This is a genomic window from Nonomuraea rhodomycinica, from assembly GCF_013363995.1.
Taxonomy (GTDB): Bacteria; Actinomycetota; Actinomycetes; order Streptosporangiales; family Streptosporangiaceae; genus Nonomuraea; species Nonomuraea rhodomycinica.
Genome location: NZ_JABWGO010000002.1, coordinates 801,633 through 826,996 on the forward strand (window position 1 = coordinate 801,633; position 25,364 = coordinate 826,996).

Annotated in this window: 14 protein-coding genes and 2 pseudogenes; 4 read left to right on the forward strand and 12 right to left on the reverse strand. The window is 73.2% G+C overall.

Annotated features, from left to right (window positions below; genetic code table 11):
* Window positions 1-11: 11 nt before the first annotated feature.
* Both HT134_RS14660 and HT134_RS14665 read left to right on the forward strand, forming a co-directional pair.
* Window positions 12-1,574, forward strand: a complete 1,563-nt coding sequence (locus tag HT134_RS14660) for a polymorphic toxin-type HINT domain-containing protein (protein WP_512698715.1) — start codon at window positions 12-14, stop codon at window positions 1,572-1,574.
* Window positions 1,571-1,885: a hypothetical protein gene (locus tag HT134_RS14665; protein ID WP_175600877.1), complete on the forward strand. Its 315-nt coding sequence runs from the start codon at window positions 1,571-1,573 to the stop codon at window positions 1,883-1,885. The genes HT134_RS14660 and HT134_RS14665 overlap by 4 nt, the downstream gene beginning before the upstream one ends.
* A gap of 214 nt (window positions 1,886-2,099) precedes the next feature.
* Here the strand turns inward: HT134_RS14665 and HT134_RS45595 are convergent, their stop codons facing one another.
* The 8 genes and pseudogenes from HT134_RS45595 to HT134_RS14700 form a co-directional block, all read right to left on the reverse strand.
* The gene (locus HT134_RS45595) at window positions 2,100-3,062 is read right to left on the reverse strand and encodes a tyrosine-type recombinase/integrase (RefSeq protein WP_376768091.1); all 963 of its coding nucleotides are present in this window, start codon (window positions 3,060-3,062) and stop codon (window positions 2,100-2,102) included.
* Window positions 3,032-3,142 (reverse strand): annotated as a pseudogene (locus HT134_RS48075) (hypothetical protein); the annotation flags it as partial. The gene HT134_RS45595 and the pseudogene HT134_RS48075, both read right to left, overlap by 31 nt.
* 259 nt (window positions 3,143-3,401) lie before the next feature.
* Window positions 3,402-3,587: a helix-turn-helix domain-containing protein gene (locus HT134_RS14675; RefSeq protein ID WP_175600878.1), complete on the reverse strand. Its 186-nt coding sequence runs from the start codon at window positions 3,585-3,587 to the stop codon at window positions 3,402-3,404.
* A 30-nt stretch (window positions 3,588-3,617) separates the two neighbouring features.
* Window positions 3,618-4,483, reverse strand: a pseudogene (locus HT134_RS14680) (IS5 family transposase).
* Window positions 4,484-4,572: 89 nt separating this feature from the next.
* The gene (locus HT134_RS14685) at window positions 4,573-9,963 is read right to left on the reverse strand and encodes a non-ribosomal peptide synthetase/MFS transporter (protein WP_175600879.1); all 5,391 of its coding nucleotides are present in this window, start codon (window positions 9,961-9,963) and stop codon (window positions 4,573-4,575) included.
* Complete coding sequence (locus HT134_RS14690; RefSeq protein ID WP_175600880.1) at window positions 9,960-16,115, reverse strand: non-ribosomal peptide synthetase; 6,156 nt, start codon at window positions 16,113-16,115, stop codon at window positions 9,960-9,962. The genes HT134_RS14685 and HT134_RS14690 overlap by 4 nt, the downstream gene beginning before the upstream one ends.
* Entirely contained in the window at window positions 16,112-17,599 is a 1,488-nt protein-coding gene (locus HT134_RS14695; protein ID WP_175600881.1) for a condensation domain-containing protein, read from the reverse strand. Before HT134_RS14695 ends, HT134_RS14690 begins: the two co-directional genes overlap by 4 nt.
* 64 nt (window positions 17,600-17,663) lie before the next feature.
* Window positions 17,664-19,121 carry a class I adenylate-forming enzyme family protein gene (locus tag HT134_RS14700; protein WP_175600882.1) on the reverse strand — a complete coding sequence of 486 codons (1,458 nt, stop codon included), beginning with the start codon at window positions 19,119-19,121 and terminating at the stop codon, window positions 17,664-17,666.
* Between the two features lie 141 nt (window positions 19,122-19,262).
* Here HT134_RS14700 and HT134_RS14705 point away from each other — a divergent pair, with 141 nt between their 5' ends.
* Window positions 19,263-19,508: an acyl carrier protein gene (locus tag HT134_RS14705; protein WP_175600883.1), complete on the forward strand. Its 246-nt coding sequence runs from the start codon at window positions 19,263-19,265 to the stop codon at window positions 19,506-19,508.
* A 14-nt stretch (window positions 19,509-19,522) separates the two neighbouring features.
* Window positions 19,523-20,779, forward strand: coding sequence for a condensation domain-containing protein (locus tag HT134_RS14710; protein ID WP_175600884.1), 1,257 nt, complete (start codon window positions 19,523-19,525; stop codon window positions 20,777-20,779).
* Here the strand turns inward: HT134_RS14710 and HT134_RS14715 are convergent.
* The 4 genes from HT134_RS14715 to HT134_RS14730 are packed head-to-tail and all read right to left on the reverse strand — an operon-like array spanning window position 20,776 to window position 25,205.
* Window positions 20,776-22,491, reverse strand: coding sequence for a Rossmann-fold NAD(P)-binding domain-containing protein (locus HT134_RS14715; RefSeq protein ID WP_175600885.1), 1,716 nt, complete (start codon window positions 22,489-22,491; stop codon window positions 20,776-20,778). The genes HT134_RS14710 and HT134_RS14715 overlap by 4 nt on opposite strands.
* 11 nt (window positions 22,492-22,502) lie before the next feature.
* Complete coding sequence (locus HT134_RS14720) at window positions 22,503-23,444, reverse strand: methionyl-tRNA formyltransferase (RefSeq protein ID WP_175600886.1); 942 nt, start codon at window positions 23,442-23,444, stop codon at window positions 22,503-22,505.
* 37 nt (window positions 23,445-23,481) lie between these two features.
* A complete protein-coding gene (locus HT134_RS14725) occupies window positions 23,482-24,171 on the reverse strand; it encodes a PIG-L deacetylase family protein (protein ID WP_175600887.1) in 690 nt (229 codons plus the stop codon).
* A gap of 29 nt (window positions 24,172-24,200) precedes the next feature.
* Window positions 24,201-25,205 carry an NAD-dependent epimerase/dehydratase family protein gene (locus tag HT134_RS14730; protein WP_175594169.1) on the reverse strand — a complete coding sequence of 335 codons (1,005 nt, stop codon included), beginning with the start codon at window positions 25,203-25,205 and terminating at the stop codon, window positions 24,201-24,203.
* Between the last annotated feature and the right edge of the window lie 159 nt (window positions 25,206-25,364).

The following is a 25,364-nucleotide window of genomic DNA, read 5'->3' on the forward strand; positions in this document are numbered from 1 at the left end:
CCGCCCCAGCTATGGCGGGCGCCGCTGCTGCTGCTGCTGCTCGTGCCGCGGTGAATCGTGCTGTGGCTGCTGTGAAAGCTGCGTATATATCGGCCCGCCTTGCGCGAGAGGCGGCGACGGCGGCTCGCGTAGCTGCAGCAGCAGCGGCAGCGGCAGCCAAGGCATCCAGTCAAGGCAAGGGTGCAGTCAAGCCTGGAGGCAAGACGAGTACCACGTCAAGCTCTTACGGTGACGACAGGCGAGAACCAATGCAGCCGGTCAAGCCGAAGACGAAGGTGCGTGGAAAGCCGCAGGATCAGCGCCCGACAACTACCACTTCGACTCCTCACCAGCAGCCTCGCGGATGTTCAGTAGTTGGCAGCTGCGGCCAGCCGAAGTGTTCGTCCCCTGCATGTAGGAAGATTTCAACTACCCAGAATCCCGACGACAAGAAGAGGCGGAAGCCCACCAAGCAAAGCACCATCCACGGGCCTTGCAAGAGCCCGTGCACCCCTCCTCCCTGCCCTGAGTCGAGATGCGGGACCCCTGATAACTGCACCCCTGGCCAACCATGTGCGCACCCGGACCAGATCTTTATCAGTGGTGACGCGGTAGCGGAACTCTACGGAATCGATCCCAATGCCTATGAAGACCCCATCATCAACTGTGACGCTTCACGGTACGGGACAGGGACATGTGAAGACGGGGTAGCCGCTGTCGACCCTGAGGACACGGAGATCGAATTGGGCGACCCTCCGCAGCCCCCGATCTTCAGCTGCGGGACTGGCAACAGTTTCGTCGAAGGCACCAAGGTGCTCATGGCGGACGGGAGCGCCAAGCCGATCGAAAACGTCAAGATCGGCGACATGGTTCTCGCCACGGATCCATCGACAGGCAGTAGGAAGCCTCAATCGGTCACGGCCCTGATCGCTGGCCAAGGGATGAAGCGGCTGGTCGAGATCACCATAGATACAGACGGGAAGAAGGGTGATCGGACAGGCGAGATCGTCGCCACAGGCAACCATCCCTTCTGGATCCCCGCACTCAAAGTCTGGATCCCGGCCGGCCAGCTACAACCTGGCATGTGGTTGCAGACTGCAGCTGGCACGTACGTTCAGATCACAGCGATCGCTAGCCGGACCGCTGTTCGGCGGGTCCACAATCTGACGATTGACGCCGCGCACACCTACCATGTGGTAGCAGGCGACCAAGCCATCCTCGTTCACAACGACAATCCCGCAGATGGGGATGCCTGGCCAGGGATTGTGTGGAGGGCTTTGGCCCCTGGCGAGGACCCGGCTTTGGGGCTCACAGCTCGCGATCCCAGCGCAGTTGTCGACCCGCTATCGCATGTAGCTGGAAAGCGTAGAAGCCCCTGGATTTCCACCTCAAAGTTGCCGAGCGTGGCATTTGATAAATACAACCAGGGGCATGGGGTTGTTGCGATCGATCTTTCCAAGATTCCTGGAGCGATCGCTGATGTCTCCTCTGGGTTCCCTGGGAAGGGTAGAGTGGACGCCTACGCCAAAAAGGACCAGGAGGTTCTGATCCATGGCTACGTACCCTCCGATGCGATTGTGGGGTGTTGGGATTGAGGCATGACGATCCAGAGCTCCTTGAGGCGCTGGATCTAACCTGGGACGATGAGACGGGGTTCCTTGGCCGCTTGCGCGGCGGAGAGTTCGTTCAAGAGCTTGCTGACGCCTATATTGAGCTGCTGGGTGAAATCGATCCCGTCGAGGGTGAAGTTGTAAATTCGTCCTTCGTCAAACTCCTCTGGTTTATGCCAATCTTTATAGAATGGCAGATCGAAAGAGTAGTTGGGGCGGGAACTCCTCGCGAAGATGTAGAGCGAATCCTGGATCTCGCGACCACTCGAATCATGGACATCTTGGGGGTTCCGTGATTTTCAACTGACCAGACATCCAAGCAGTTGGTCGACAGTAAGTGGTGTGCCGAATATTGATTCGGCCGGATTATTTGAAGGTTGTCTCGGCTCGAGTTTATATTGGTGTCTTAAATATGAATTCGACACCCCTTGCGATGGTTTCACTTGGGGTGCCGAACCACGTTTGACGGCTACGGTGACGGCTACAGAGATCCTGATCGTTTTCTGAGGGCTACGTGTCAGGCTGGTCGCAGAGAGCGCCTGTCATGCGTTCGATGGCGTCGCGTTGGAGGCGGAGTCGGATGTGGGCGTAGACGTCGGCGGTGATGGCGATGTGGGTGTGGCCGAGCAGCTCCTTGATGACGATAGGGTCCACACCTTGATCAAGTAGGAGTGAGGCGCACGAATGTCTGAGGGCGTGGAAGCGGATCTTACGTAGCCCGGCTCCGCGGAGGAGTTTGTGGAAGTCGCGGTTGACGTTGCTGTGCTGGAGCGGGGTGCCGGTCTTGGTGGTGAAGACCAGGCCGGTGTCGGTCCAGTCTGGTCCTGCGGTGGCGCGGTCGGCGTCTTGCTGGGTGCGGTGGCAGGTCAGGGAGGTGATGCATTCGCGGGGTAGGGCGATGCGGCGTTCGGAGCTTGGGGTCTTGGTGGCGGTGGTGACTAGGCCGGTGCCGGGGACGTATTGCAGGGTCTGGCGGATGGCCAGGGTGCCGCCGGACAGGTCAAGGTCGGACCAGCGCAGGCCGAGTAGTTCGCCGCGTCGCATGCCGGTGCGTAGCGCGAGGTCGAACAGGGCGTGCAGGCGAAAGCCCTGGGCGGCGTCGAGGAAGGCGCGGGCTTCGGCCGGGTTGAGGGGTTCGATGCGTTTCTGCCGTCCGACGGGGACTTCGACGTTGCGGGCGACGTTGCGTGGGAGGTCGTCTTCCCGTACAGCTGCTCCAGGGCCGAGCGGAGCACGGCGTGGATGTACTGGATGGTCAGCGGGGACAGGATGCGTTGGCAGTACTGGCCGAGGGTGCAGCAGCGTGGATGGCGGCTCTCTTCGGGGGCGGTGGGGCCGCAGGCGGCGTCGGTGCCCTGGACGCAACAGCGGCAGGTGGCGCGGAGTTGGTCGAGCCACTGCCGGATGTCCTCGGCGGTCAGCTGGCTGAGTTTCTTCTTGAGCAGGTGGGCGGGGAAGTAGAGGCGGACGCATGCACGGTAGCGGGCCAGGGCGTTGGGGCGGACCTTATGTACGGCGACGTGAACGAGCCACGTGGTCAGGTAGTCGCCCAAGGCTGGATTTCGGGCCGGGACTGGCAGGTGCTGCCGGTGGTCGGCGATCTTCTTGGTGAGCTTGTCGGCGGCTTCGCGGCGGGTCCTGTCGTAGACGCGGATGCGTCGGGTCTGCCCGTTCGTGGCAGGGACGTCGGCGGCTCCTTCCCACGCCCGTCGGCGCGCTGGTAGAGGGTGCCCTCGCCGCTGGTGCGCCGTCGCGAGGTGCGAGGCTTTCCGTTGCGGTTCGGCTCTTCGGGAGTGGCTATCAAGGTCGTGGTCATGCTGCGGCCTCCTTGTCGGTGAGGTGGTTGATGTAGTCGTGCAGGGCGGACAGGGGGATGCGGTGCGAGCCGCTGATGAGCACGGAGACGAGCGCGCCCGCATGCAGGAGCTGATAGAGCTTGCTGCGAGAGATCGCGAGGGCTTCGGCGGCTTCGGAGGCAGTGAGAAGAAGCCGGGTCATGGGCGGCCTCTAGGGCCTGTTTTGTGGATCTCATGCGATCCATAGCAGCAGGCAAGCGATGGTGACAACTGCCTGGTAGTGAACGGCGAGCTTGTCGTAGCGGGTGGCGATGCCTCTGAACTGCTTGAGCCGGTTGAAACAGCGTTCGACGACGTTGCGACGCTTGTAGCGGACGGGGTCGAACGCGCAGCGCCGGTGTCCTCGGTGGGCTCGCCCGGCCAGTTGGTCGGCGCGTTCAGGGATGGTCGCGCTGATGCCCCGCCGGCGCAGATAGGTGCGGATGGCCCGGGAGCTGTAGCCCTTGTCAGCGATGACATGCTGCGGTCGGGTGCGAGGGCGGCCTGAGCCGAGCCGAGGCACGCGAACGGCTGCCATCACGCGGGTGAACTGGGTGCAGTCGTTGATGTTGCCGCTGGTGATGACGAAGGCGAGCGGCAGGCCGCGCCCGTCGGTGGCCAGGTGGAGTTTGGTGGTCAGTCCGCCGCGCGAGCGCCCGAGCGCCTGACCGCCTTGATCCCCAACGTGGTGGTTCGTCCCTGCCCGGTGCCCCCTTTGCGGGCGCCCGCGGCGTGCTGATGGGCCCGCACGATGGTCGAGTCGACGCACACCGCTGACCAGTCCACCGTTCCTGCCGCGTCGTCGTGAGCCTGGACGTGCTCCAGCAGCCGCTGCCACGTCCCATCGGCTGACCAGCGACGGAACCGCTGATAGATCGTCTGCCAAGGGCCATACCGGTCGGGGATGTCCCGCCAGTCGGCGCCGGTGCGGATCTTCCAGACGATGCCGTTGAGCACTTGGCGGTGATCCCGCCAGCGGCCACCTCGTCCTGGGTTGGCCGGCAGTAGCGGCGCGATACGTTCCCACGCGGCATCGGTTAACTCATGGCGACGAACCATGTACTCATCGAGCCACACCCGAGCTCGCCGCGCTGCCCGAATCGGCGAATCAGGAGGCTGGTCCCACCTCCTGATCCACAAAACACGGCCTAGGGGCGGCCCAGGGCCTCCAGGCCGATCAGGTCGTCCGGAAGGGCGTCCGGGGTCTCGTCGACCAGCTTCGGCAGCCGGGATCGGAGTGTCACCACCGCCAGCACCGCCATCGCCACCGCGAACAGCAGATACATCAACCCCACCCCCCGACCGGCCCCCGTCCCGATCACTGCCCCGAGAGTTCCCGCCAGCGGCCCGTCCGGGGCCATCAAGGGGTCGAAGACAGCCGCGCCGTACGGCGCCACCAGCCCGAAGCCCAGGGGCAAGGTGCTCCACGCGATCAGCGTGTTCAGCGCGAACACCCGCCCGTGAAAACGCTGCGGCACCTTCACCTGCACGATCGTCGCGTACACCCCGTTCAGCAGCGTCAGCCACAGCGACATGCCGAACGCCCCCACCCCGATCGTCACCAGGTCCGCTCGCAGCCCCGTCACCAGGCAGAACGCCGCCAGCGCCAGCGTGAACCACAGGACCGTCCGCATGCGTCCCCGCCGCGGCCCGCCCCAGGCCGTCATCGTCAGGCCGCCGAGGAAGACCCCCAGGCCCGACACGAACGAGATCCGCCCCACGTCCGCCAGCGTCCCGAACGACAGCACCAGCGGCGAGACGAGCAGGAACAGCGGCGACAGGAACACGTTCAGCACGGCGAAGAACAGCAGCATGCGCCGGAAGCCCGGGTCGCCCCACGAGTACCGGAAGCCGGCGACCATCTCCGCCAGCACCGGCTCCTTGCGCCGCCACGCCATCGCCGCCGGGAACCGCACCAGCAGCGTCACCCCGATCGCGAACGCGTAGCTCGCCACGTCCAGCGCCAGGATGCCCTCCAGCCCGATCGCCGCCATCAGGCCCGTGGCCGCGAGCGGCACCAGGAGCTGCGTCATGCCGCCGGCCATCTGCACCATGCCGTTGGCGTGGCCGAGGTAGCGCTTGGGGACGAGCTGGGGCACCGCCGAGCCGTACGCCAGCCGTTGGAAGGTGAGGGCCACGGACAGGACGCCGAGCAGGGGGTAGATGTGCCAGGTCTCAAGGCGGTCCGTCCACAGGAGCAGGCCCAATCCCAGCTGCGTGGTCAGGGCCGCCGCGTCGCCGTACAGCATGACGGTGCGGCGGTTCCCCCGGTCCACGACGGCGCCGGCGAGCGGGGCGACCAGCATCCCGGGCACCAGGCCGACGACCGCCAGCAGCGCGAACTGGGCGAGCGAGCCGGTCGTGAGGTAGATCCAGACGGGGATGGCGAACTCGGTCAGGGCGGCGCCGAGCATCGAGACGAGCTGGCCGCAAGCGACGGTGGCGAACCTCCCCATGCTGGGAGCGGGCGTCGTCGGCTCGCGGCGTGGTGCGCCGGTCCCTGATGAGTCATCCCTCGAGGTCGCGGCCAGGCGCCACGTCTCGCCGCCCGCCTCCCCGCCCTCCGCCAAGGCCCGGTGCGTACGGGTCACGATGGCCGCCAGCTCCCCGGCCCGGTACTTCAGGAAGAAGTGGCCCGCCTCGTCCAGCTCCACCACCCCGGCCACCGGGCTGAGGAAGTGCCACTCCCGGAAGCGCTCCTCGTGGAACTCCGTCGCCGGGTCGTGCTCCCCGGCCACGCTGATCACCGGCGCCCGCAGCCGCGTCACCGCGCCCTCGAACAACCCCGTGAAGTACTCCTCGGCCGCCTCGCTGTCGCGGCGCATGGTGCGGACGATGTGCCGGGCCTGGGCCGGGTCGAGGTCGCCCATGTCGAGGCCCATCGAGGTCAGCCAGTTGACGTAGCCGCGGTCGCCGCGCAGGAACTCGCGCCGGGCCAGCTTGGCCAGCAGCGCCGCGGGTCCCTTCGACGGCCGGGCGAACGGGAAGATCGCCCCGATGTAGACGGCTTCGAGCGGGCGTCCCTCGGCCTCCAGCCGCCGGGCGATCTCCACGGTCAGCGCCGAGCCCACCCCGCAGTGGCCGTACAGCGCGACCGGGCCGCGCACCTTCTCCATGATCTCCGCGACGCAGCGGGCCGCGACCTCCTCCAGCGGCAGCCGCTCCTCGTCCAGGCCGACATCGTGGCCGGGGATGGCCACCGACCACAGCGCGTACTCGCCGGGCAGCGCGTCCGCCAGCGGCTGGTAGACGACCGCCGCGCCCCCGCCGTACGGCACGCACACGTACGTGAGCACCGGGGGAGACGTGCGGCGGGGCGTCAGTTCGTGCAGCAGGCCGCGCGAGGCGGTGGCGGTGCCCTCCACGAGGGCGGCCAGGCCGCGGACCGTCGGGTGCTTGAACAGGTCGACCACGGCGATGGGCGTCGCCCCGGGCGGCAGCTCCCTGCGCAGCCTGGCGACCACCTTGATGGCCAGCAGCGAGTGGCCGCCCACGTCGAAGAAGTCGTCGTCGACCCCGAAGCCGTCGAGCTCCAGTACGTCGGCCCAGACGGCGGCGACCAGGCGCTCGGCCTCCGTCGAGGGCTCCGTCCGCGTTTGCGCCCACGAAGTGGATGCGGACGGGGCGGGGAGGCGGGCGCGGTCCACCTTGCCGTTCGCGGTCAGGGGGAGCGAGGGGAGGGGGATGAAACGGGCGGGGATCATGTACGCGGGCAGGGTCTCCGCGAGGTGGGCGCGCAGAGCCGCCGCCTCCGCATCCGAGGTTCGCGGCACCACGTACGCGACGAGCTGCGCCCCCGTCCCCGTCCCGGACGTCGCCACCACGCATTCCGCCACCGCCGGGTGGCGCGACAGGTGGGCCTCGATCTCGCCCAGCTCGATCCGGTACCCGCGGATCTTCACCTGCGCGTCCGCCCGCCCCAGGAACTCGATCGTCCCGTCCGGGCGGTAGCGGCCGAGGTCGCCCGTCCGGTAGAGGCGTTCGCCGGTGCGCGGGTGGGTGACGAAGGAGGCGGCCGTCCGCTCGGGGTCGCGCCAGTAGCCCGCCGCCACGCCCACGCCGCCGATGTGCAGCTCGCCGGGCACCCCCACCGGCACGTCGCACCGGCCGCGGTCGAGGATGTGGAAGCTCTGGTTGGCCAGCGGCGTGCCGTACGGGATGGACGTCCAGGAGGGGTCCACCTCGCCGACGGGGTACGCGATCGACCAGATGGAGCCCTCGGTGGCGCCGCCCAGGCTGACGATCTCGGCGTCGGGGGCCAGGGCGCGGATGCGGCCGGGGAGCGTGGTGGGGATCCAGTCGCCCGACATCATGACCAGCCGCAGCGAGGACAGGTCCGAGCCCTCGTGCTCGGCGTGGTCCACGAGGAGCTCCATGAGGGCGGGCACCGAGTTCCAGACGGTGACGCGGTGCTCCTCCACGAGGCGGGCCCAGGCGGCCGGGTCCTTGTCGCCGGAGGGCTCGCCCATGACGAGCGTGGCCCCGGCGGCCAGCGCGCCGTACACGTCGTACACCGACAGGTCGAAGCTGAGCGCCGACAGCGCGATGATCCGGTCGGACGGGCCGACGCGGAAGCGGTGGTTGATGTCGCGGACGGTGTTGAGCGCGGCGCGGTGCTCGATCATCACGCCCTTGGGCGCGCCGGTGGAGCCGGAGGTGAAGATGACGTACGCGAGGTCGTCCGGCCTCGCCGGGCACTCCACGGCGGAGACCGTGGAGGGCGCGGGGTGGACCGCCAGGCGGGTCACCCCCGGAGGCCACTCCAGCGACGACTCCAGCCGCGGCTGCGTGAGCGCCACCGCGCACTCCCCGCGTTCCAGCAGCTCGAAGCGGCGCCGGTCCGGCAGGTCGGCGTCCACCGGCAGGTACGCCGCCCCGGCCTTGCCGACGGCCAGCACCGCGACCACCTGCTCCCAGCCGCGCTCCATGACCACGGCGACCAGCTCGCCGCGCCGCACCCCGGCCGCGACCAGCTCGCCCGCCAGCGCCGAGGCGCGCCGGTCCAGCTCCTCGTACGTGATGCCGCCGCCCGGGTGGACCAGCGCGACATCGGAAGACGAGGCCCGCTCCTCGAAGGGCCGGTGCAGCAGGTCCGGCTCGCCCAGCGGCGTGAGCGTGTCGTTCCACCGCTCCCGCTCGGCCCGCTCGGCGGCGGTCAGCAGCTCCACCCGGTGGACGGGCGCCGCCGGGTCGGCCGCCACGCCCTCCAGCAGCGTGGCCAGGTGCCCGGCCATCCGCTCGATCCGCTCGGGCGCGAACAGCGCGGTGTTGTAGACGAACAGGAACGACCCCTCGCCCCACGTGTACAGCTCCAGGTCGAACCGGGTCGCCCACACCCCCAGGTCGAACCCCTCCACCACCGGCCCGTCCCCGGCCGTGGGCTCCGCGGAAGCGTAGTTCTGCATCGCGAACAGCACCTGGAACACCGGCGACCGCGACACCTCGCGCGGCACGTTCAGCTCCGCCACCAGCCGCTCGAACGGCAGCTCCTGGTGCGCGTACGCGCCGGTCGCGCTCTCGCGCACCCGGTCGAGCAGGTCCGTGAACGACGGCCCGCCGGACAGGTCGACCCGCATGGGCAGCATGTTGACGAAGCAGCCGACCAGGTTCTCCAGCTCGGGCAGCGACCGGCCCGCCACCGGCGAGCCCAGCACGACGTCCTCCTGACCGGCGTACCGGCCGAGCAGCGCGGCGAACGCCGCCAGCAGCACCATGTACGGCGTGCACCCGCGGTCGCGGCCGATCCCGGCGAGGCGGGCCGCCAGCTCGCGGTCCACGGTGAAGGAGTGGGCGGCGCCCCGGTAGGTCAGCTCGGGCGGGCGCGGCAGGTCGGCGGGCAGTTCGAGGGGTTGCAGCCCGGCCAGCCGCTCCCGCCAGTACGCCACGTCGGCTTCGGCGTCGGGGCGGTCGCGCTGCCAGGCGGCGAAGTCGCCGTAGGTGACCGGCAGCTCCGGCGCGGGCCGGCCCGCGCAGCGGCCCAGCACCTCGCGCAGCAGCACGTCGGCGGACCAGCCGTCGGCCGCGATGTGGTGGACGGCGACGGCCAGCACGTGGTCGCCGTCCGCCAGCCGGACGAGGAGGGCGCGGATCAGCGGGCCCGCCGCCAGGTCGAACGGCTCGGCCAGGAACGCGTCCACCCGCTCGCGCGCCTCCTCGGCCGAGGCCGCCGCGGCGGTCGTGAACGGCACGGAGGCCTCCGGCGCGATCACGACGAGCGGGCGGCCGTCGTCGCTCGCGGGGAAGCGGGCGCGCAGCGGCTGGTGCCGGGCCGCGGCCTCGTCGAAGGCCCTGGACAGCGCCGCCGCGTCCAGCGGGCCGCGCAGCCGCCGCACGAACGGGATCGTGTAGGCCACGTTGCCGGGCGCGTACTGCTCCATGAACCACAGCCGCTCCTGGGCGTACGAGAGCGGCGGCTCCTGGCCCTCGGGCAGCGGCGGGACGACGGGCGCGGCCGGGGCGCGGCGACGGCGCAGCCGCCGCGCGAGCAGCGCCCGCTGCGCCTCCGTGAGCTGCGCGGACGGCGAGGTCAGTTCGGTCACGACAGGTCCTCCGCGTCCAGCAGGGCGCGCGCCTGCTCGTCGGACAGCCCGGCCACCTCCGCGACCAGCGCCTCCTCGACGGCGAGCGCCAGTTCGGCGACGGTACGGCGGGCGAACAGCGTGCGGATCGGCAGATCGACCCCCGCGAGGGCGCGCAGCCGGGCAGCCACCTTGACCGCCAGCAGGGAGTGCCCGCCCAGCGCGAAGAAGTCGTCGAACGCCCCCACCTTGTCCGCGCCCAGCACCTCGGCCCAGACGTCGGCCACCAGCTCCTCGGCGTCGGTGCGCGGCGGCGTCCGGTCCGTGCCCTCCGGACGGCCCGGGGCGGGCAGCGCGGCCCGGTCGAGCTTGCCGTTGGGGGTGAGCGGCAGCGCGTCGAGCACCACCCAGTGGGCGGGCACCATGTACGGCGGCAGCGTCCGCGCGGCGTGCTCGGCCAGCCGGCCCGCCTCCCCGACGACCGCTCCCGCACCGGCGACGCCCGCCTCGCCGACGACGGCCGCCTCGCCGACCACGTACGCGACCAGCTCGCCGTCCCGGGCGACCACGGCGGCGCGGCGCACGCCGGGACACCCGAGCAGGCAGTGCTCGACCTCGCCCGGCTCCACGCGGAACCCCCGGATCTTCACCTGCTCGTCAAGCCGCCCGAGGAACTCCAGCAGGCCGTCGGGCCGCAGTCGGACCAGGTCCCCGGTGCGGAACCAGCGCGTGCCGGCGACGTCCGCGAACCGCTCGGCGGTCAGGTCGGGACGGCCCAGGTAGCCGCGTGCCACTCCCGCGCCGCCGACGTGCAGCTCGCCGGGAGCCCCCGGCGGCACCGCCTGGCCGTGCCGGTCCAGGAGCCGGACCGCGACGCCGGCGACGGGCCGCCCGATGGGCGGACGCGGTTCATCCTCCGTCAGGTCGGCGGCCGTGGCGATGATCGTCGTCTCGGTCGGCCCGTACGTGTTGACCAGCCGCACCCGGTCGCCGAACCGCTCCCGCCATCGCGCCACCGCCCACCCCTCGACCTGCTCGCCGCCGAGGATCACCAGCCGCAGCGCAGCGGGCCAGGCCACGTCGTCGAGCACGTCCACGAGCTGGTGGAAGTACGCGGTGGGCAGGTCCAGGACGGTGACGCCGGGCCGTTCGGCGAGCAGGTCGGGCAGGGTCCCGCCGTCGCCGGGCACCACCACGACCGTCGCCCCGGCCGCCAGCGCCGGGTAGAGCTCCTCGGCGTGCGTGTCGGACCCGAGCGGCGCGAGCTGCACCACCTGGTCGCCGGGCCGCAGCTCGTACGCCTCGCGCATCCACCGCACCCGCGCGGCCAGAGCGCCGTGCTCGACGGCCACGCCCTTGGGGACGCCGGTGGAGCCGGAGGTGTGCAGCACGTACGCCAGCCCGGGCTCCTCGCGCGGCGCGGGGACACCGGGCAGGACGGCCAGGGATCCCGTGACCGTGGCCCGGACGCCCGCCTCGGCGGCGACGCGGTCGAGCCGGGCGGGCGGATGGGCCGGATCGAGCGGCAGGTAGGCCGCCCCGGCGCGCCAGACGGCCAGCATCGCCACCACGGCCTCGACGGACCGCCCGAGCCGCAGCCCCACGATCCCGTCCCCGACACCATGCCCGGCCAGCTCGGCGGCGAGCGCCGCCACCCGCCGCCCCAGCTCGCCGTAGGTGACGCTCTCCTGGCCGCACACCACGGCCACCCGGTCCGGGTACGCCGACACGGCCCGCGCCACCATCTCCGGCACGCGGTCCCCGCCGAGAAGACCAGGCTCCTCGCCGAGAAGCTCAGGCTCCTCACTGCGGAGGTCAGGGCCGTGACCGGCGGCGGCCAGCAGCTCCTCGTCCTCTCCCGTCAGCACCGGCAGCCGCGACACCGGCACGCCGAGCCGCGCCGGATCCGCCACCGCCGCCAGCAGCACCGCGAACCGCTCCGCCAGCCGCCGCACCGTCTCCGCGTCGAACAGCCCCGCGTCGTACCCGAACGCCACCCGCAGCAGCCCCGGCGACCGCCACGCCTCCACCGTCAGGTCGAACTTGGCCTGCCGGTAGCCGTCGTCGAAGTACGACATCTCCAGGTCGCCGATCCGGTCCCGCTCGTCCCGGCCGCCCTGGTTCAGCGCGAGCATGGTCTGGAAGACCGGCTTGCGGGTCAGGTCCCGCTCGACGTCCAGCTCGGCCAGCAGCCGCTCGAACGGCACGTCCTGGTGGGCCATCGCCTCCAGCACGACACCCCGGGTCCGGTCCAGCAGCTCGGCGAGCGTCGGGTCGCCGGACAGGTCGCCGCGCAGCACCAGCGTGTTGCTGAGGTAGCCGACGACCCGCTCCAGCTCCACCCGGTCGCGCCCGGCCGTGGGCGTGCCGACGAGCACGTCGTCCTGCCCGGTGTGCCGGGACAGCAGGAGCTGGTAGGCGGCCAGCAGCACCATGAACAGCGTCGCCCGTTCCCGCCGGGCCACCGCCTCCAGCGCCCCGGCCAGCTCCTCGGGCAGCTCCAGCACGTGGTGGCCGCCCCGGGCCGGTCCCTCGGAGTGGGGGCGGTCGGTGCGCAGCTCCAGCGCCGGGGGCCCGGCCAGCCGCTCGCGCCAGTACGCCAGCGCGGCGGCGCCGTCCCGGTCGCGCTGCCAGCGGGCCACGTCGCCCTGCTGCACGGCCGGCGGCTCCGGCCGCGCCCCGGCGTAGAGGGCGGCGAGGTCGTCGAGGAACACGCCGATCGACCAGCCGTCGGCGACGATGTGGTGCATCACCACGCACAGCACGTGGTCGCCGTCCGCCAGGCGGATCAGCGTGACCCGCAGCGGCGGGGCCGCGCCGAGGTCGAACGGGGCGTTCGTGCGGGCGGCGACCAGCGCGCGGGCCTCGGCCTCGTCGCGGGCGTCCAGCTCCTCGACGGCGACGGGGGCGGGCCGCTCGACGACGGCCACGGGCCGCCCGTCCACCTCGGGGAAGCGGGTGCGCAGCGCCTCGTGCCGGGCGACGACCCCGCTCAGCGCCGTGCGCAGCCGCGCCCGGTCCAGCGGCCCGCGCAGCCTGCGGACGACGAACATGGTGTACGAGGCGTCGGCGGGGTCGAGGCGGTGCAGGAACCACAGGCGTTCCTGCGCGGGGGAGAGCGGCGGCAGCGTGCCGGCCGGGCGGGGGCGCACGGGGCGGGCGTGCTCGTCCGGCACGCTCTCCAGCAGCGCGGCCAGGCCCGCCACGGTCGGGTGCGCGAACAGCTCGCGCAGCGGCACGGGCGTCCCGGCCGCCTCCAGCCGGGCGACGACCCGGGTGGCGAGCAGCGAGTGCCCGCCGAGGGCGAAGAAGTCGTCGTCCACGCCCACCTCGGGCAGCCCGAGCACGGCGCCGAAGATCCTTGCCACCTGCCGCTCGCGGTCGGTGCGCGGCGCCCCGCCCCGGCCCGCCTCGGGGAGCCCGGGCTCGGGCAGGGCCAGCCGGTCCACCTTGCCGTTCGGGGTGAGGGGCAGCGCGGGGAGGGGGACGACGACGTTCGGCACCATGTACGCGGGCAGCCACGCGGCCAGGTGCCCGGCCAGCCCCTCGGGGACCGCGACGTCACCGGCTCCGACCGCGACGTCACCGGTCCCGACCGCGACGTCACCGGCTCCGACCGCGACGTACGCCACGAGGTCGTCGCCCCGCACGAGCACCGCCGCCCGGTCCACCGCCGGGTGCGACTCCAGCGCCGCCTCGACCTCGCCGGTCTCGATCCGGTGCCCGCGCAGCTTGACCTGGCCGTCCGCGCGGCCGAGGAACTCCAGCGTGCCGTCACCCAGCCGGCGGGCCCGGTCGCCGGTCAGGTACCGCCCGCCGGCGAACCGCTCGGCGGTCAGCTCGGGCCGCCCCAGGTAGCCGAGCGCGACGCCGGCGCCGCCGATGGCCAGCTCGCCCGGCACGCCGACGGGCGCGGGAGCGCCGGACGCGTCGAGGACGTGGACCGTGGTGTTGGCGATCGGCCGCCCGATGCTCACCCGCTCCGGCGCGGGCGGCACCTCCCAGGCCGTGGACCAGATCGTCGTCTCCGTCGGCCCGTACATGTTGAGCAGCCGCGCGACCCGCGCGCGCAGCCGCCGCGCCAGGGCGAGGGGCAGCGCCTCGCCGCCCGTCAGCGCCACCAGGCCCGCCGGGTCCAGCCCGGCCGACAGCAGCATGCTCCAGCCGGACGGCGTGGCCTGCACGTGGGTGACGCCCGACCCGGTGATCAGCCGGGCCAGCGCCGCGCCGTCGCGCGCCTCCTCGTCCCCGGCCAGCACCAGCCGCCCGCCGGTGACCAGCGGCAGGTACAGCTCCAGCCCCGCGATGTCGAACGACAGCGAGGTGCTGCCCAGCCAGACGTCCGAGGGGGACGAGCCGAGCAGGGCCTCCATCCCGGCCAGCAGGTTGACCAGCGCGCCGTGCGGCACCACCACGCCCTTGGGGCGGCCCGTCGAGCCGGAGGTGTAGAGCACGTACGCGGCCTCGCCGCCGAGCGTCGCGGGCCGTGGGGCGGGCGGCAGGTCGCCGAGCGTCAGCCGCGCGCCCGAGTCCTCCAGCATGTACGCGACCCGCTCGTCCGGCAGCCCCCGGTCGATGGGCAGGTAGGCGGCGCCCGACAGCATCACGCCGAGCAGCACGCCCGGCAGGCCGGCGGAGCGCGGCAGCCGGAGCGCGACCACCGAGCCGGGCCCCGCGCCCCGCGCCCACAGGTCCGCGGCGACCCGCCGGGCCCGCTCGGCGAGGTCCCGGTAGGTGACGCGCTCGCCCGCGCACTCGACGGCGACGGCGTCCGGCCGCCGCTCCGCCTGGCGCAGCACCAGGTCGGCGACGGTGCCCTCGGGCACGTCGAGGGCGGCGCCGGTCCAGGCCGCGGTGACCAGCTCCCGTTCGGCGGGCGGCAGCAGGTCCAGCTCGCCGATCCGCGCCTCCGGCCGGGCCGCGACCGACGTCAGCAGCGTGACGAACCGGGCCGCCATCCGCTCCATGGTGTCCGGCTCGAACAGCTCGGCGCTGTAGTGGAGGGCGCCGCGCAGCCCGCCGCCGCGGCCGTCGCCCGTGGGCCACAGCTCCATCCGCACGTCCACCATGGCCGGCGGGTCGCCGTGGGGGAACGGCGTGCTCTCCAGCCCGGCGAACGTCGCGGCCTCGCCGTACCCGGTGGCGGCGTTGTGCAGCGCCAGCATCGCCTGGAACAGCGGCGTGCGCGACAGGTCGCGCTCGATGTCGAGCGCGGACAGCACCCGCTCGATCGGCACGTCGCGGTGCGCCATCGCCTCCAGCACGACCGTCCGCGTACGGCGCAGCAGCTCGCCGAACGACGGATCGCCCGACAGGTCGCCCCGCAGCACCATCGTCGAGGCGAACAGCCCGACCATGGGCTCCAGCTCGGGGCGGTCGCGCCCGGCCGTCGGCGTTCCGACCACCACGTCGTCCTGCCCCGAATGCCGCGACAGCAGGACCTGGTAGGCGGCCAGCAGCACCATGAACAGCGTGCAGCGCTCGGCCCGCGCCAGCCGCGACAGCGCGCCGACCAGCTCGGGCGGCAGCTCGAACGGGGTCTCGCGCCCCCGGCTGCCGCGCCGGGCCGGGCGCGGACGGTCCGTGGGCAGCTCCAGCACGGGCGCGCCGGCCAGCCGGGCGGTCCAGTGCTCCAGGTCGGCGGAGGCGTCGGCGGCGCGCTGGGCGGCGGCGTGGTCGGCGTAGCGCACGGGAAGCGGGGGCAGCGCGGCCGGGACGCCGTCGCGGCGGGCCGCGTAGCAGGCGGCGAGGTCGTCCATCAGCACGTTCAGGGACCAGCCGTCGGCGATCACGTGGTGCAGCACCACGCCGAGCACGTGGTCGCCGTCGGCCAGCCGCGCCAGCGTCACCCGCAGCGGCGGGGCGGCGGCCAGCTCGAACGGCGCGGCGGCGCGCGCCGCGAACAGCCGCTCCGCCTCCCGCGGCCCGGACACCTCAACGCGCTCGACCGGCACCGGCCCCGGCGGGTCCACCACCGCGACCGGCAGCCCGTCCTGGTCGGGGAAGCGCGTGCGCAGCGACTCGTGCCGCGCCACCACGTCCGCGAACGCCGCCTCCAGCAGGTCAGCGTCGAGCGGCCCGCGCAGCCGCCGCACCACCGCCACCCGGTACGCGGGGTCGGCGGGGTCGAGCCGGTGCAGGAACCACAGCCGCTCCTGGCCCAGGGAGATCATGGGCGCAGCTCGCCGACCGCCGCCGCGACCCCCGCGATGGTCGGGTCGTCGAGGAACACGTCGAAGGGCACGTCCACGCCGAGCCGCTTGCGGATCCGGGCGCAGATCTGGGTGATGGTCAGCGAGTGGCCGCCCAGGTCGTACAGGTCCTCGTCGGGCGCAATGTCGTCCAGCCGGAGCACCTCCATCCAGATCGCCCGCACCTGGCCGACCAGCTCGTCGTCGGCGGCGGCCCTCGACGACGCCTCCGCGGGGACGGGCGACGGCGCGGTGACGACGGCGGCCTCCGGCAGGGGCAGGGCCGCGAGCCGGACGCCGGGGTCGGCGGCGACCGCCTCCAGCACCGCGCGCAGGTGCGCGGCCACCCGCCCGGCCTCCTCCCGGGACACGATCTCGGGGCTGTGGTGCAGCGTCACCCGGAGCCCGTCGTCGCCGTCCACGGCCTGGAAGTGCAGGGCGTTGCGCACCACGTGGTTGGACATCTTCCACTCCGCCGACACGCGCAGCCCGGGGAAGTCCTGGTCGGCCGCGCGCCGCCGGAAGCTGACCGAGGCCGGGGCCAGCGCCGGCCTGGGCCGGATGCCGCCCACGGCCCGCGCCACCGGCACCTCCCGGAAGGCGTTCAGCCGCCGCATCTCGGCCCGCAGCCGCAGCGCCAGGTCCCGGAACGCGAGGTCCGGCTCCGGTGAGGAGAACACGGGCAGCTCGGTGGCGAACAGCCCGATGTGGTCGCGGGTCTCGGGCGTCCGCGTCGACAGGGCGACGGCCACGGACACCTCGGCGTTGCCGTACCGGAAGAGCAGGGCGTGGACGGCGGCCAGGAACAGCTCGAAGCGCGAGACCCCGTCGAACGCGGCGGCGGCCATCTCCCGCGTCAGGTCGAACAGCACCGTCTCGCCGTGCCCGGCCACGCGCGGCGTGCGCGGCGCGCCCCCGACGACCACGGACGGCACCTCGCGCCAGCGCTCCCGCCAGTACGCCGCGGCCTCGGCCGGCACCTCGCCGCTCCCGCCGTACGGCAGGGGCAGCGGCGGCAGCGGCCCGCCCGTGTACGCGGCGGCCAGGTCCCGCACCAGCACGTCCTTGGACATGCCGTCGAAGACCAGGTGATGCGCTACGAACAGCAGCAGGTGCCGCCCCGTCGGCACGCCGGCCAGCGTGAAGCGGGCCAGCGGCCCCCGCTCCAGGTCGAACGGCCGCGCGACCTCCCGCGCGACGAACTCCTCCGGGTCGGGGACGGACGGCAGGAACTCGACCGGCGGCTTGGCCGCCGCGGGCACCAGGTGCAGCTCGCCGTCGCGCTCCTCGAACACGCACGACAGCACGGGGTGCCGCGCGACGACGGCCGCGCACGCGGCCAGCATGGCCTCGCGGTCCAGCGGGCCGTCGAACCACAGGGCGAACGGCATGTGGTACGCCGTGCCCGTGCCGTGCACCCTCTCGGTGATCCACATTCCGTGCTGCGCCTGCGACGCCAGGACCATGCCGTCTCCCCGTGTTCCGCTCGCCGTGTCCGTCATCGGCGCGTGGCCGCCCGCCCGTGCCCGTTCACTCGCGCGGCCGCTCCTCGGCCAGGCGGCGCAGCTCTCGTTTGACGACCTTGCCCGCCGCGTTCCTCGGCAGCGCGTCCAGGCACAGCAGCCGGGTCGGCAGCTCGTGCGCGGCGAGCCGCTCGCCGAGGAACGCCCGCACCTGCCGCAGCGCCAGGGGCTCGCGCGGGACCACCGCCGCCGCCACCGCCATGCCCATGACCGGGTGCGGCACCCCGAACACCGACGCCTCCGCCACCGCCGGGTGCTCGTGCAGCGCCGCCTCCACCTGGAGCGTCGAGACCTTGAACGCGCCCGACTTGATGACGTCGCTCTCCCGGTCCACCAGGTACAGGTAGCCGTCGGCGTCGAGGCGGCCCAGGTCGCCCATGCGCACCCAGCCGTCGCGGAAGGTGTCGCCGCGCTCGCCGTAGTAGGCGCGGGGGTGGGCCGCGGCCCGCATCCACACCTCGCCGGTCTCGCCCGGCGCCACCGGCTCGCCGTCCGCGGTCGCGATCTTCAGGCTGCTGCCCCCGGCGGCCCGGCCGAGCGCGCCCGGACGGTCGGGGTCGAAGACCATGATGGTCTGGGCGGGCGCCGCCTCGGTGGAGGTGTAGTAGTTGACGACCGTCGCCGACGGGAACGCCGCGGCCAGCCGGGCGGCCACCGGCGGCGGCAGCGCGGCGGCGGCCGAGCCCAGCAGCAGCACGCTCGACAGGTCGTGGCGCTCGTGCACGCGGGCGTTCAGCAGCTCGACGGCCATGGCCGGGACCACGAACACCGTCCCGGCGGCGCGCTCCTCGACGAGCGCGGCGAACCGGGCCGGGGTGAACAGGGGGAGCGTGACCACGGTGGGGGCGGCGGTCAGCGCGTGCAGCAGCATGACCTGGCCGGCGTTCGTGCCGATGGGGAAGGCGTGGACGAGGTGCCGTGAGTGGGCGAACGGGCGGCGCCTGGGGTGGACGGGCGGCGAGGTGAGGTTCGCGTGGGTGGCGGCGACGCCCTTGGGGGTGCCGGTGGTGCCGGAGGTGTAGAGGATCTGGGCCAGGTCGAGGGGGTCGAGCTCGACCGGCGGCGGCTCGGCGGGCCCGGTCAGCTCGCCGGCGGGTAACGCGCCCGGCACGGGCGGCGGGCCGGACCCGTGGACGGTCAGCGTGGCGCCGCAGTGCTCGATCATGGACCTCAGCTCGGGCTCCGCCTGCCGGTCCGACAACGGCACCGCCACGGCGCCCGCCTTGAGCACCGCCATCCAGCAGACCGCGTACATGATCCAGTCGCGGGCGCCGAAGGCCAGCGCCACCCGGTCACCCCGCCGCACCCCGCGGTCCAGCAGGGCGCGGGCGGTGGCGTCCGAGCGCTCGTCCCAGTCCCGGAGCGTCAACCGGCCGGACCCGGCGACGGCCAGGGCCTCGTGGCCGGGGTCGGCGGCGGCTCTCGCGCCGAGCAGTGAGGGGACCGGAACAGCCGACGGGACCACCCCCAGAAATATTTTCGGGCTGCCGCCAGACGGTAGAAAAAATGCACACAACCGTCAACCCCTCGTCCATCGGTGGTTGTGCGGACGATCTACGCCGTGGCACACTCGCCCCGAATCCGGGGAAACGGAGGTCCGAGCCACGTGCTGACCGACGGCGAACTACGTGAACGGCTGGCCGGCCTGGTCGCCGAGGCGACGGACGGCGAGGTGGAGGCGGCCGAGGTGCTGGCCGGCACCGCCCGGCTGGCCGACCTGGGCGTGACCTCGCTCGGCTTCCTGCGGCTGATCGACGCCGTGGAGACCGAGTTCGGGGTCGAGGTCGATCCGGGCGCGTTCGAGACCCTCGACGACCTGGTGCGTGACGTGCGGGCCCGGGAGCCTCGCTGAGCGGGCCGGAGCCCGTGGAGGCGCCGCTGACCTGGGGGCAGCAGGACATCTGGCGCGCCGTGGTCGCCGCCGCGCCGCAGGAGCGCTACCTCAACATCGCCCGCGTGTTCCCCGGCCCCCGGCGGCCCGTCACCGTGGAGCGGGCCAGGCGGGCGCTCGACGCGCTCGTGGCGCGGCACGAGTCGCTCCGCACCCGGCTCACCGGGCCGCGCGACGCGCCCCGTCAGCTCGTGTGGCCGGCCGCGCGGCCCCACGTGGAGGTCACCTCCGAGCCGGCCGGCCTGGTGCGCGACCGGCTGGCCGCCGAGCCGTTCCGCTACGCGGACGAGTGGCCGCTGCGGGTCGCGTTCGTGGTGGACGGGGAGCACGTCACGGACGTCGTGCTCGTGCTGTGCCACCTGGCCGCCGACGGGCACGCCGCCGACCTCGTCGTCCGCGACTTCCGGCTGCTGCTGATCCGCGACTCCCTGCCGCCCGTGACCGCCGCCACGCCCCGGGAGCTGGCCGGGTGGCAGCGCTCGGAGGAGGGGACGCGCGTCTCGGAACGGGCTGTCGCCTTCTGGCTGGAGGAGCACGCCCGGATGGACCCGGTGCCGGACGCCGCGCTCGTCCCCGGGGCGCCGCGGTTCCTGGAGGCGACCATGTCGTCCGCCGCGCTCGCCGCCGCGGCCCGGGCCGTGGCCGCGCGCCACCGGGTCAGCTCCTCGACCGTGCTGCTGGCCGCCGCCATGCGGCTCGCGGGCGGGCTGACCGGGCAGCGGCACTGCGGCATGCGGGTCATCGTCGGCAACCGCTTCGCCGCCGACCGGCGCGACGTGGTGTCCACGATCTCCCAGGAGGGCCTCGTGCTGCTCGACCTCGACGCGCCCTCGTTCGGCGACCTCGTGCGCCGGGGCTGGAGCGCCGCCATGCGGGCCTACCGGCAGGCGTGGTTCGACCCGTACGCCATGGAGGAGGCCGTCTCGGCCGCCGGGCCGGGGATCCGGTCGTTCGGCTGCTTCAACGACCAGCGGCTCGTCCAGCGCGACGAGCCCGGAACGGCGCCACCGGACGAGCGGACCCTGCGGGCGGCGGCGGAGCGGACCGAGGTCGCCTGGACCGACGCCATGGACCGCAACATCTGCGACTTCCGCCTGCACCTCGGCGGCGAGCCGGGACGCATGGAGGTGTCGCTGTACGCCGACACGGCCCTGCTCGGGCCGGCCGGCATCGAGCGCTACCTGCGCGAGCTGGAGACGCTCGTGGTCGACGCCGCCTGCGGCGAGCTCTAGCGGTCGCTCTCGTACGCCATCCACTGCGCGAGGTTGTGCAGCCCGTAGTCCAGCTCGACCGCCGGTCGCCAGCCGAGCTCCCGCCCGGCGCGCCCGGCGTCGATCGTCGGCGCCCGCTCCCCGCCGGGCGTCTCCTCGACCGGGACCGGCCGCACCGCGCCCGTCACCGCCTCGGCCAGCTCGCGCAGCCGCAGCCTGCCGGGGTTCGCGACGTTGAACACCCGCGCCCCCGGCCGCCGCGCCAGCACCGCCGCCACGGCCGCGGCGACGTCGCGCACGTGCACGAGCTGCGCGGTGCCGCCGTCCACGCGCAGCGCCCGGCTCAGCGACGAGCGCAGCACCAGCTCGGGCAGCGCGCCCCGCTGCGGCATCCCCGGCCCGTACGGCTCCGCGAGGCGCAGCACGCTCGCGCCGGGCACGGCGGCCTCCACCGCGAGGACCGCCGACCCCGGCTCGACAGGGCTGTCCTCGTCCACGGCCTCGGGACCCCGCCGGTAGACCGCGCACGAGCTGAGCAGCACCCCGTGCCGCGCCCCCGCCAGGGCCTCGCGCGCGAGCCGCAGCTCCTCCTCCGGATCGGCGTCCGGGTCCCAGCCGAGCGCGCACACGTGCACCACGGCAGCCGCCGAGGACGGCGCGGTCACCCGGTGCCCCCGGTCGGCGAGCAGCAGCGCCACCTGGTCGCGCACGAACGTGGCCGAGCCCGTCACCGCCACCGCCGGCCGCCCGCCGCGCCTCGGCCGCGCCGCCAGCCCCGCCGCCAGGCCGTCCCGCGCCACCTCGCGCAGCCGGTCCGACAGGCGGCCCAGCTCGCGCGAGCCGAGCGCGTGGCAGAGCCCGCCGGGCCCCATCGTGGCCAGCGCCCGGTCCAGCACCTCGGGGTCGCCGCGCGGCCCGTGGTGGACGACGCCCATCGTGTACGCGGCCAGCCAGAGCTGCCCGTGCTCGTCCGGCACGCGCAGCGCGTCCACGTCCACGCCCCGGCCGCGCAGGTAGTCCTCGCACAGGATGTCGCGCCAGCGGGCCGTGCCCGGCACCCGTACCGCGCACTGGGCCACGCCGCGCTTGAAGAACGGGATCACCGGCAGCGCCGGCACCGGCCCGCCCTCCTCCCGCCCGGCCTGCGGGTCGTCGGCGAAGAAGCACGGCGAGCGGCGCAGCCCCTGGAAGTCGTTGTCGACCAGGCTCGCCAGGTCCTCGTGCTCGGCCAGGCTCGGCACCGCGACGAGCACCGGCACCCCGGCCTGCCGCAGGTAGCGGCCCATGAGCACGTCGTCCGGCCAGGTGTCGCCCCGGCCGCGGGCCCACTCCACGTACCCGGCGGCCACGTCCCGGGGCAGCAGCAGCGCCGCCACCGGCGTGTACTCGCCCGCGCCCGGCACCCAGCGCGCCCCGGCCAGCGCGCCGAGCCGCACCGCCGCGCCGTTGCGCGAGTTCCAGAACGCGAACAGCGCCAGGGCGGCGCGCGGCATGGCGCGGGCGGCGCGCTCGGCCCGCTCGAAGAACGTGCCCGACAGGACCATGTCGTCGTGCAGCACCACGTGGTGGGTCGAGTCGGGCGGGACGCTCGACCAGGCGAGCAGCGACGTGCGGAACGCCGACGGCCGCCCGCCCGGGTCCGGGTCGGTGACCACGTCCAGCCGGTCGCCGGCCAGTTTCTCGGCGGCCTCCCGGTGGCGCGGGTGCGCCATCACCGCCCCGCTCAGCCTCACGCCGGCGGAGGTCACGTGCCCAGGCGGGTGCCGACCGGCAGCTCGCCCGCCTCCAGCAGCGCCAGCGCGTCCCGCCGCTCGCCGCCCTCCCACTGCGCCTCGCGCACGACGAGCAGCCGCGACCCGCAGGCCACGAGCACGCCCGCCGTCCCCGTGGACCAGACCGGCGCGAGCACCGTGCCCGGCGGCTCGTCCGCCCCGCCCCACTCGACCAGGTCGGCGCTGTGCACGTACAGCCTGCGCCCGTCCACGGAGGTGAAGGCGCCCGGGTACGGCGCGGCCAGGGCGCGCACGAAGTCGTAGACGTCGCCGGCCGGCCTCGACCAGTCGATCACCCCGTCGTCCGGCCGCCGCCGCTCCCACCACGACCCGCCGGGCGGCTGCGGCCTGGCCACGACCTGTCCCGACAGCAGCAGCGGCACGTACGTGGCGAGCAGCTCGATGTTGATCCGGGTGACCTTGCGGTAGACCTCGGTGACGTCGTCGCGGCGGCTCACCTCGAAGTCGCGCTGGGCGATCAGGTCGCCCTCGTCGGCGCCCTCGTTCAGGTAGAACAGGCTGACCGCGCTCGACGTCAGGCCTTTGATGATCGTCCACGGCAGCGGCGCCCGCCCCCGGCCCTCCGGCAGCCGCGTCGGGTGCAGCCCGATCGCGCCCAGCGGGCAGGCCGACAGCAGCGGGTCGCGGACGAGCTGCGACCACCCGGCGACCACGAGCAGGTCGATGCCCTTGCCCGTGACCAGCTCGTGGGCGCGGCCGTCGTTGATGTCGTCGGTCTCCAGCAGCGGGATGCCGTGCTTGTCCGCCGCTTCCTGAAGCGGCGCGTACCCGGACCGGTGGCTCAGCTTCGGCGGGTAGCCGATGAGCAGCGACGGGGCCGTGCCCTGCGCCGCCAGCACGTCCACGGCCGGAGCGGCGAACTCCATCCCCGTACAGAACGCGAACGTCTTCACAGGACCTCCCTCAGCCGCCTGACCTCGCCCGGCCCCGTCACAGGACCGTCCTCAGCACGCCGAACGCCTCCGCGCGCTCCACGCCGATCTCCGCGCCGCGCAGCGTGGCCAGCGCCGTCACCGACTCCTCGCTCCTGATGTGCGGGGAGGGCCGGTGCTGGCTCCGGTATCCGCGCAGCGCCTCCAGCTTGCGCTCCATGTACGCGCCGATGTCGCAGTACGCGGTGGAGCGGGGCATCGGCTCCGACGCCCACTGGATCTTCGACATCTCGTACAGGAAGACGTTGGGCACCAGCCACTTGCCGAACTGCTGCGCGATGGGCCGCGCCGCGGCGAACCCGGCGGCGAACACCGCGCGGTGGTCCTGGTCGTAGTCGGCGAAGCTGGGCAGGAGCAGCAGGTCCGGGCGCCGCTCGTTCAGCGCCCGCTCGAACAGGTCGACCAGCTCCCTGCGGGGCAGCGTGTCGAGCCGTTCGGTCAGGTCCCGGTCGCCGTAGGCGATCTCGTAGCTGAAGCCGAGCGTGGCCCGCACGTCCTCGATCTCGTCCAGGCGCTGCCGGTACGTGGTGGCCCCGTCGAGGCCGTAGTGCCGCATCCCGTCCACCGCGAGGAACAGGACGTGCACCTCGGCCCCGGCGTCGGCCTGGGCAGCCATCAGCCCGCCGCACCCGAGCACCTCGTCGTCGGCGTGCGGCGAGATCACCAGCACGCGCTCGAAGCGTCGCACGCCCCGGTCACCGCCGTCCGCATGGATGGCTAAAGCGGTGCATTCACTGCCCTTCGGTCCTCTCGTGCGCGGTAGTAGTCGGCCGTGCTCAGGATCAGCTCGTCGAGCGGCACCCGGGGCCGCCAGCCCAGGCCGGTGGCCGCACGCAGCGCCGGGATCTTGTGGAACGACTCCGCCTCCGCGTAGTGCGGGCCGTGCACGCTCCTCCCGTCCACCCGGACGATCGGCGACGGGCTGTCGAGCAGCGCCTTGACGCGTTCGGCCAGCTCCATGATGGTGACGGCGTTGGCCGGGTTGCCGACGTTGATGACGACGTCGTCCCCCTCCAGCGCCGCGTCCATGTAGCCGAGCAGGAAGCCGGTCAGGTCGCCGGCCGCGATGAACGCGCGCACCTGGTCGCCGCCCGCGAACACGGTGATCGGCCGCCCGGCCAGCGCCTGCTGCACGAACGTCGGCATGACGAAGCCGCCGGCCCGCGACTGGCGCGCCCCGGCGACGTTGAACGGCCTGATGACGATGCCGCGCAGCCCGTGCCGCCGGCTGTTGGCCACCATCGCCTCGGCCAGGGTCTTGGCGATGGCGTACTCGATGCGGGTGTTGTAGTGGGTCGGGACGACGATGTCGTCCTTCTCGTCGAGCACGCCGCTGCGGCCGTACACCTCGGCCGAGCTGAACACGCACAGCGGCACGCCCGCGCTCGCGCACGCCTCGATGACCGGGGCCGTGCTGCCGATGATGTCGTGGCCGAGCCGGCCCGACCTGGACAGGATGCTGGCGGGGCCGACGTAGGAGGCGGCGTGGATGACGCGGTCCACGCCCCGGAAGTCGCCGCCGCCGGCCAGGTAGTCCTCCACGCGCCGCCGGACGACCGTGCAGCGGGGGTTCGCGTCGTAGTCCTCGCCGTCGATGACCGCGCCGGCGTCGGAGTCGATGATCCGTACGGGGTGGCCCGCCTCCAGGTAGGCGTCCACCAGATGTGAGCCGATGAAACCGAGACCGCCCGTGACGACTACTTCGCCACTTGGAGCTCCCACGGGCCTGCCTTTCCCACGAAGCCGTGACTCGAGGAAACGGTCACTCCGGGTCATGGCACCCCGGGGCCACCTAGCGTCGGATTAAAACAGTTTTCGCCCTACTTGTCACCAGTGGCAGAAGTTTTCATCTTTTATCATCCTCTTGCGCCACATTACGGA

Bases quoted from the DNA above. Each gene is read 5' to 3' on its own strand.
- HT134_RS45595 (WP_376768091.1), bottom strand. From the start codon at position 3,062: ATGCGTCCGCCTCTACTTCCCCGCCCACCTGCTCAAGAAGAAACTCAG.
- HT134_RS14695 (WP_175600881.1), bottom strand. From the start codon at position 17,599: ATGGTCCTGGCGTCGCAGGCGCAGCACGGAATGTGGATCACCGAGAGG.
- HT134_RS14690 (WP_175600880.1), bottom strand. From the start codon at position 16,115: ATGATCTCCCTGGGCCAGGAGCGGCTGTGGTTCCTGCACCGGCTCGAC.
- HT134_RS14660 (WP_512698715.1), top strand. From the start codon at position 12: ATGGCGGGCGCCGCTGCTGCTGCTGCTGCTCGTGCCGCGGTGAATCGT.
- HT134_RS14675 (WP_175600878.1), bottom strand. From the start codon at position 3,587: ATGACCCGGCTTCTTCTCACTGCCTCCGAAGCCGCCGAAGCCCTCGCG.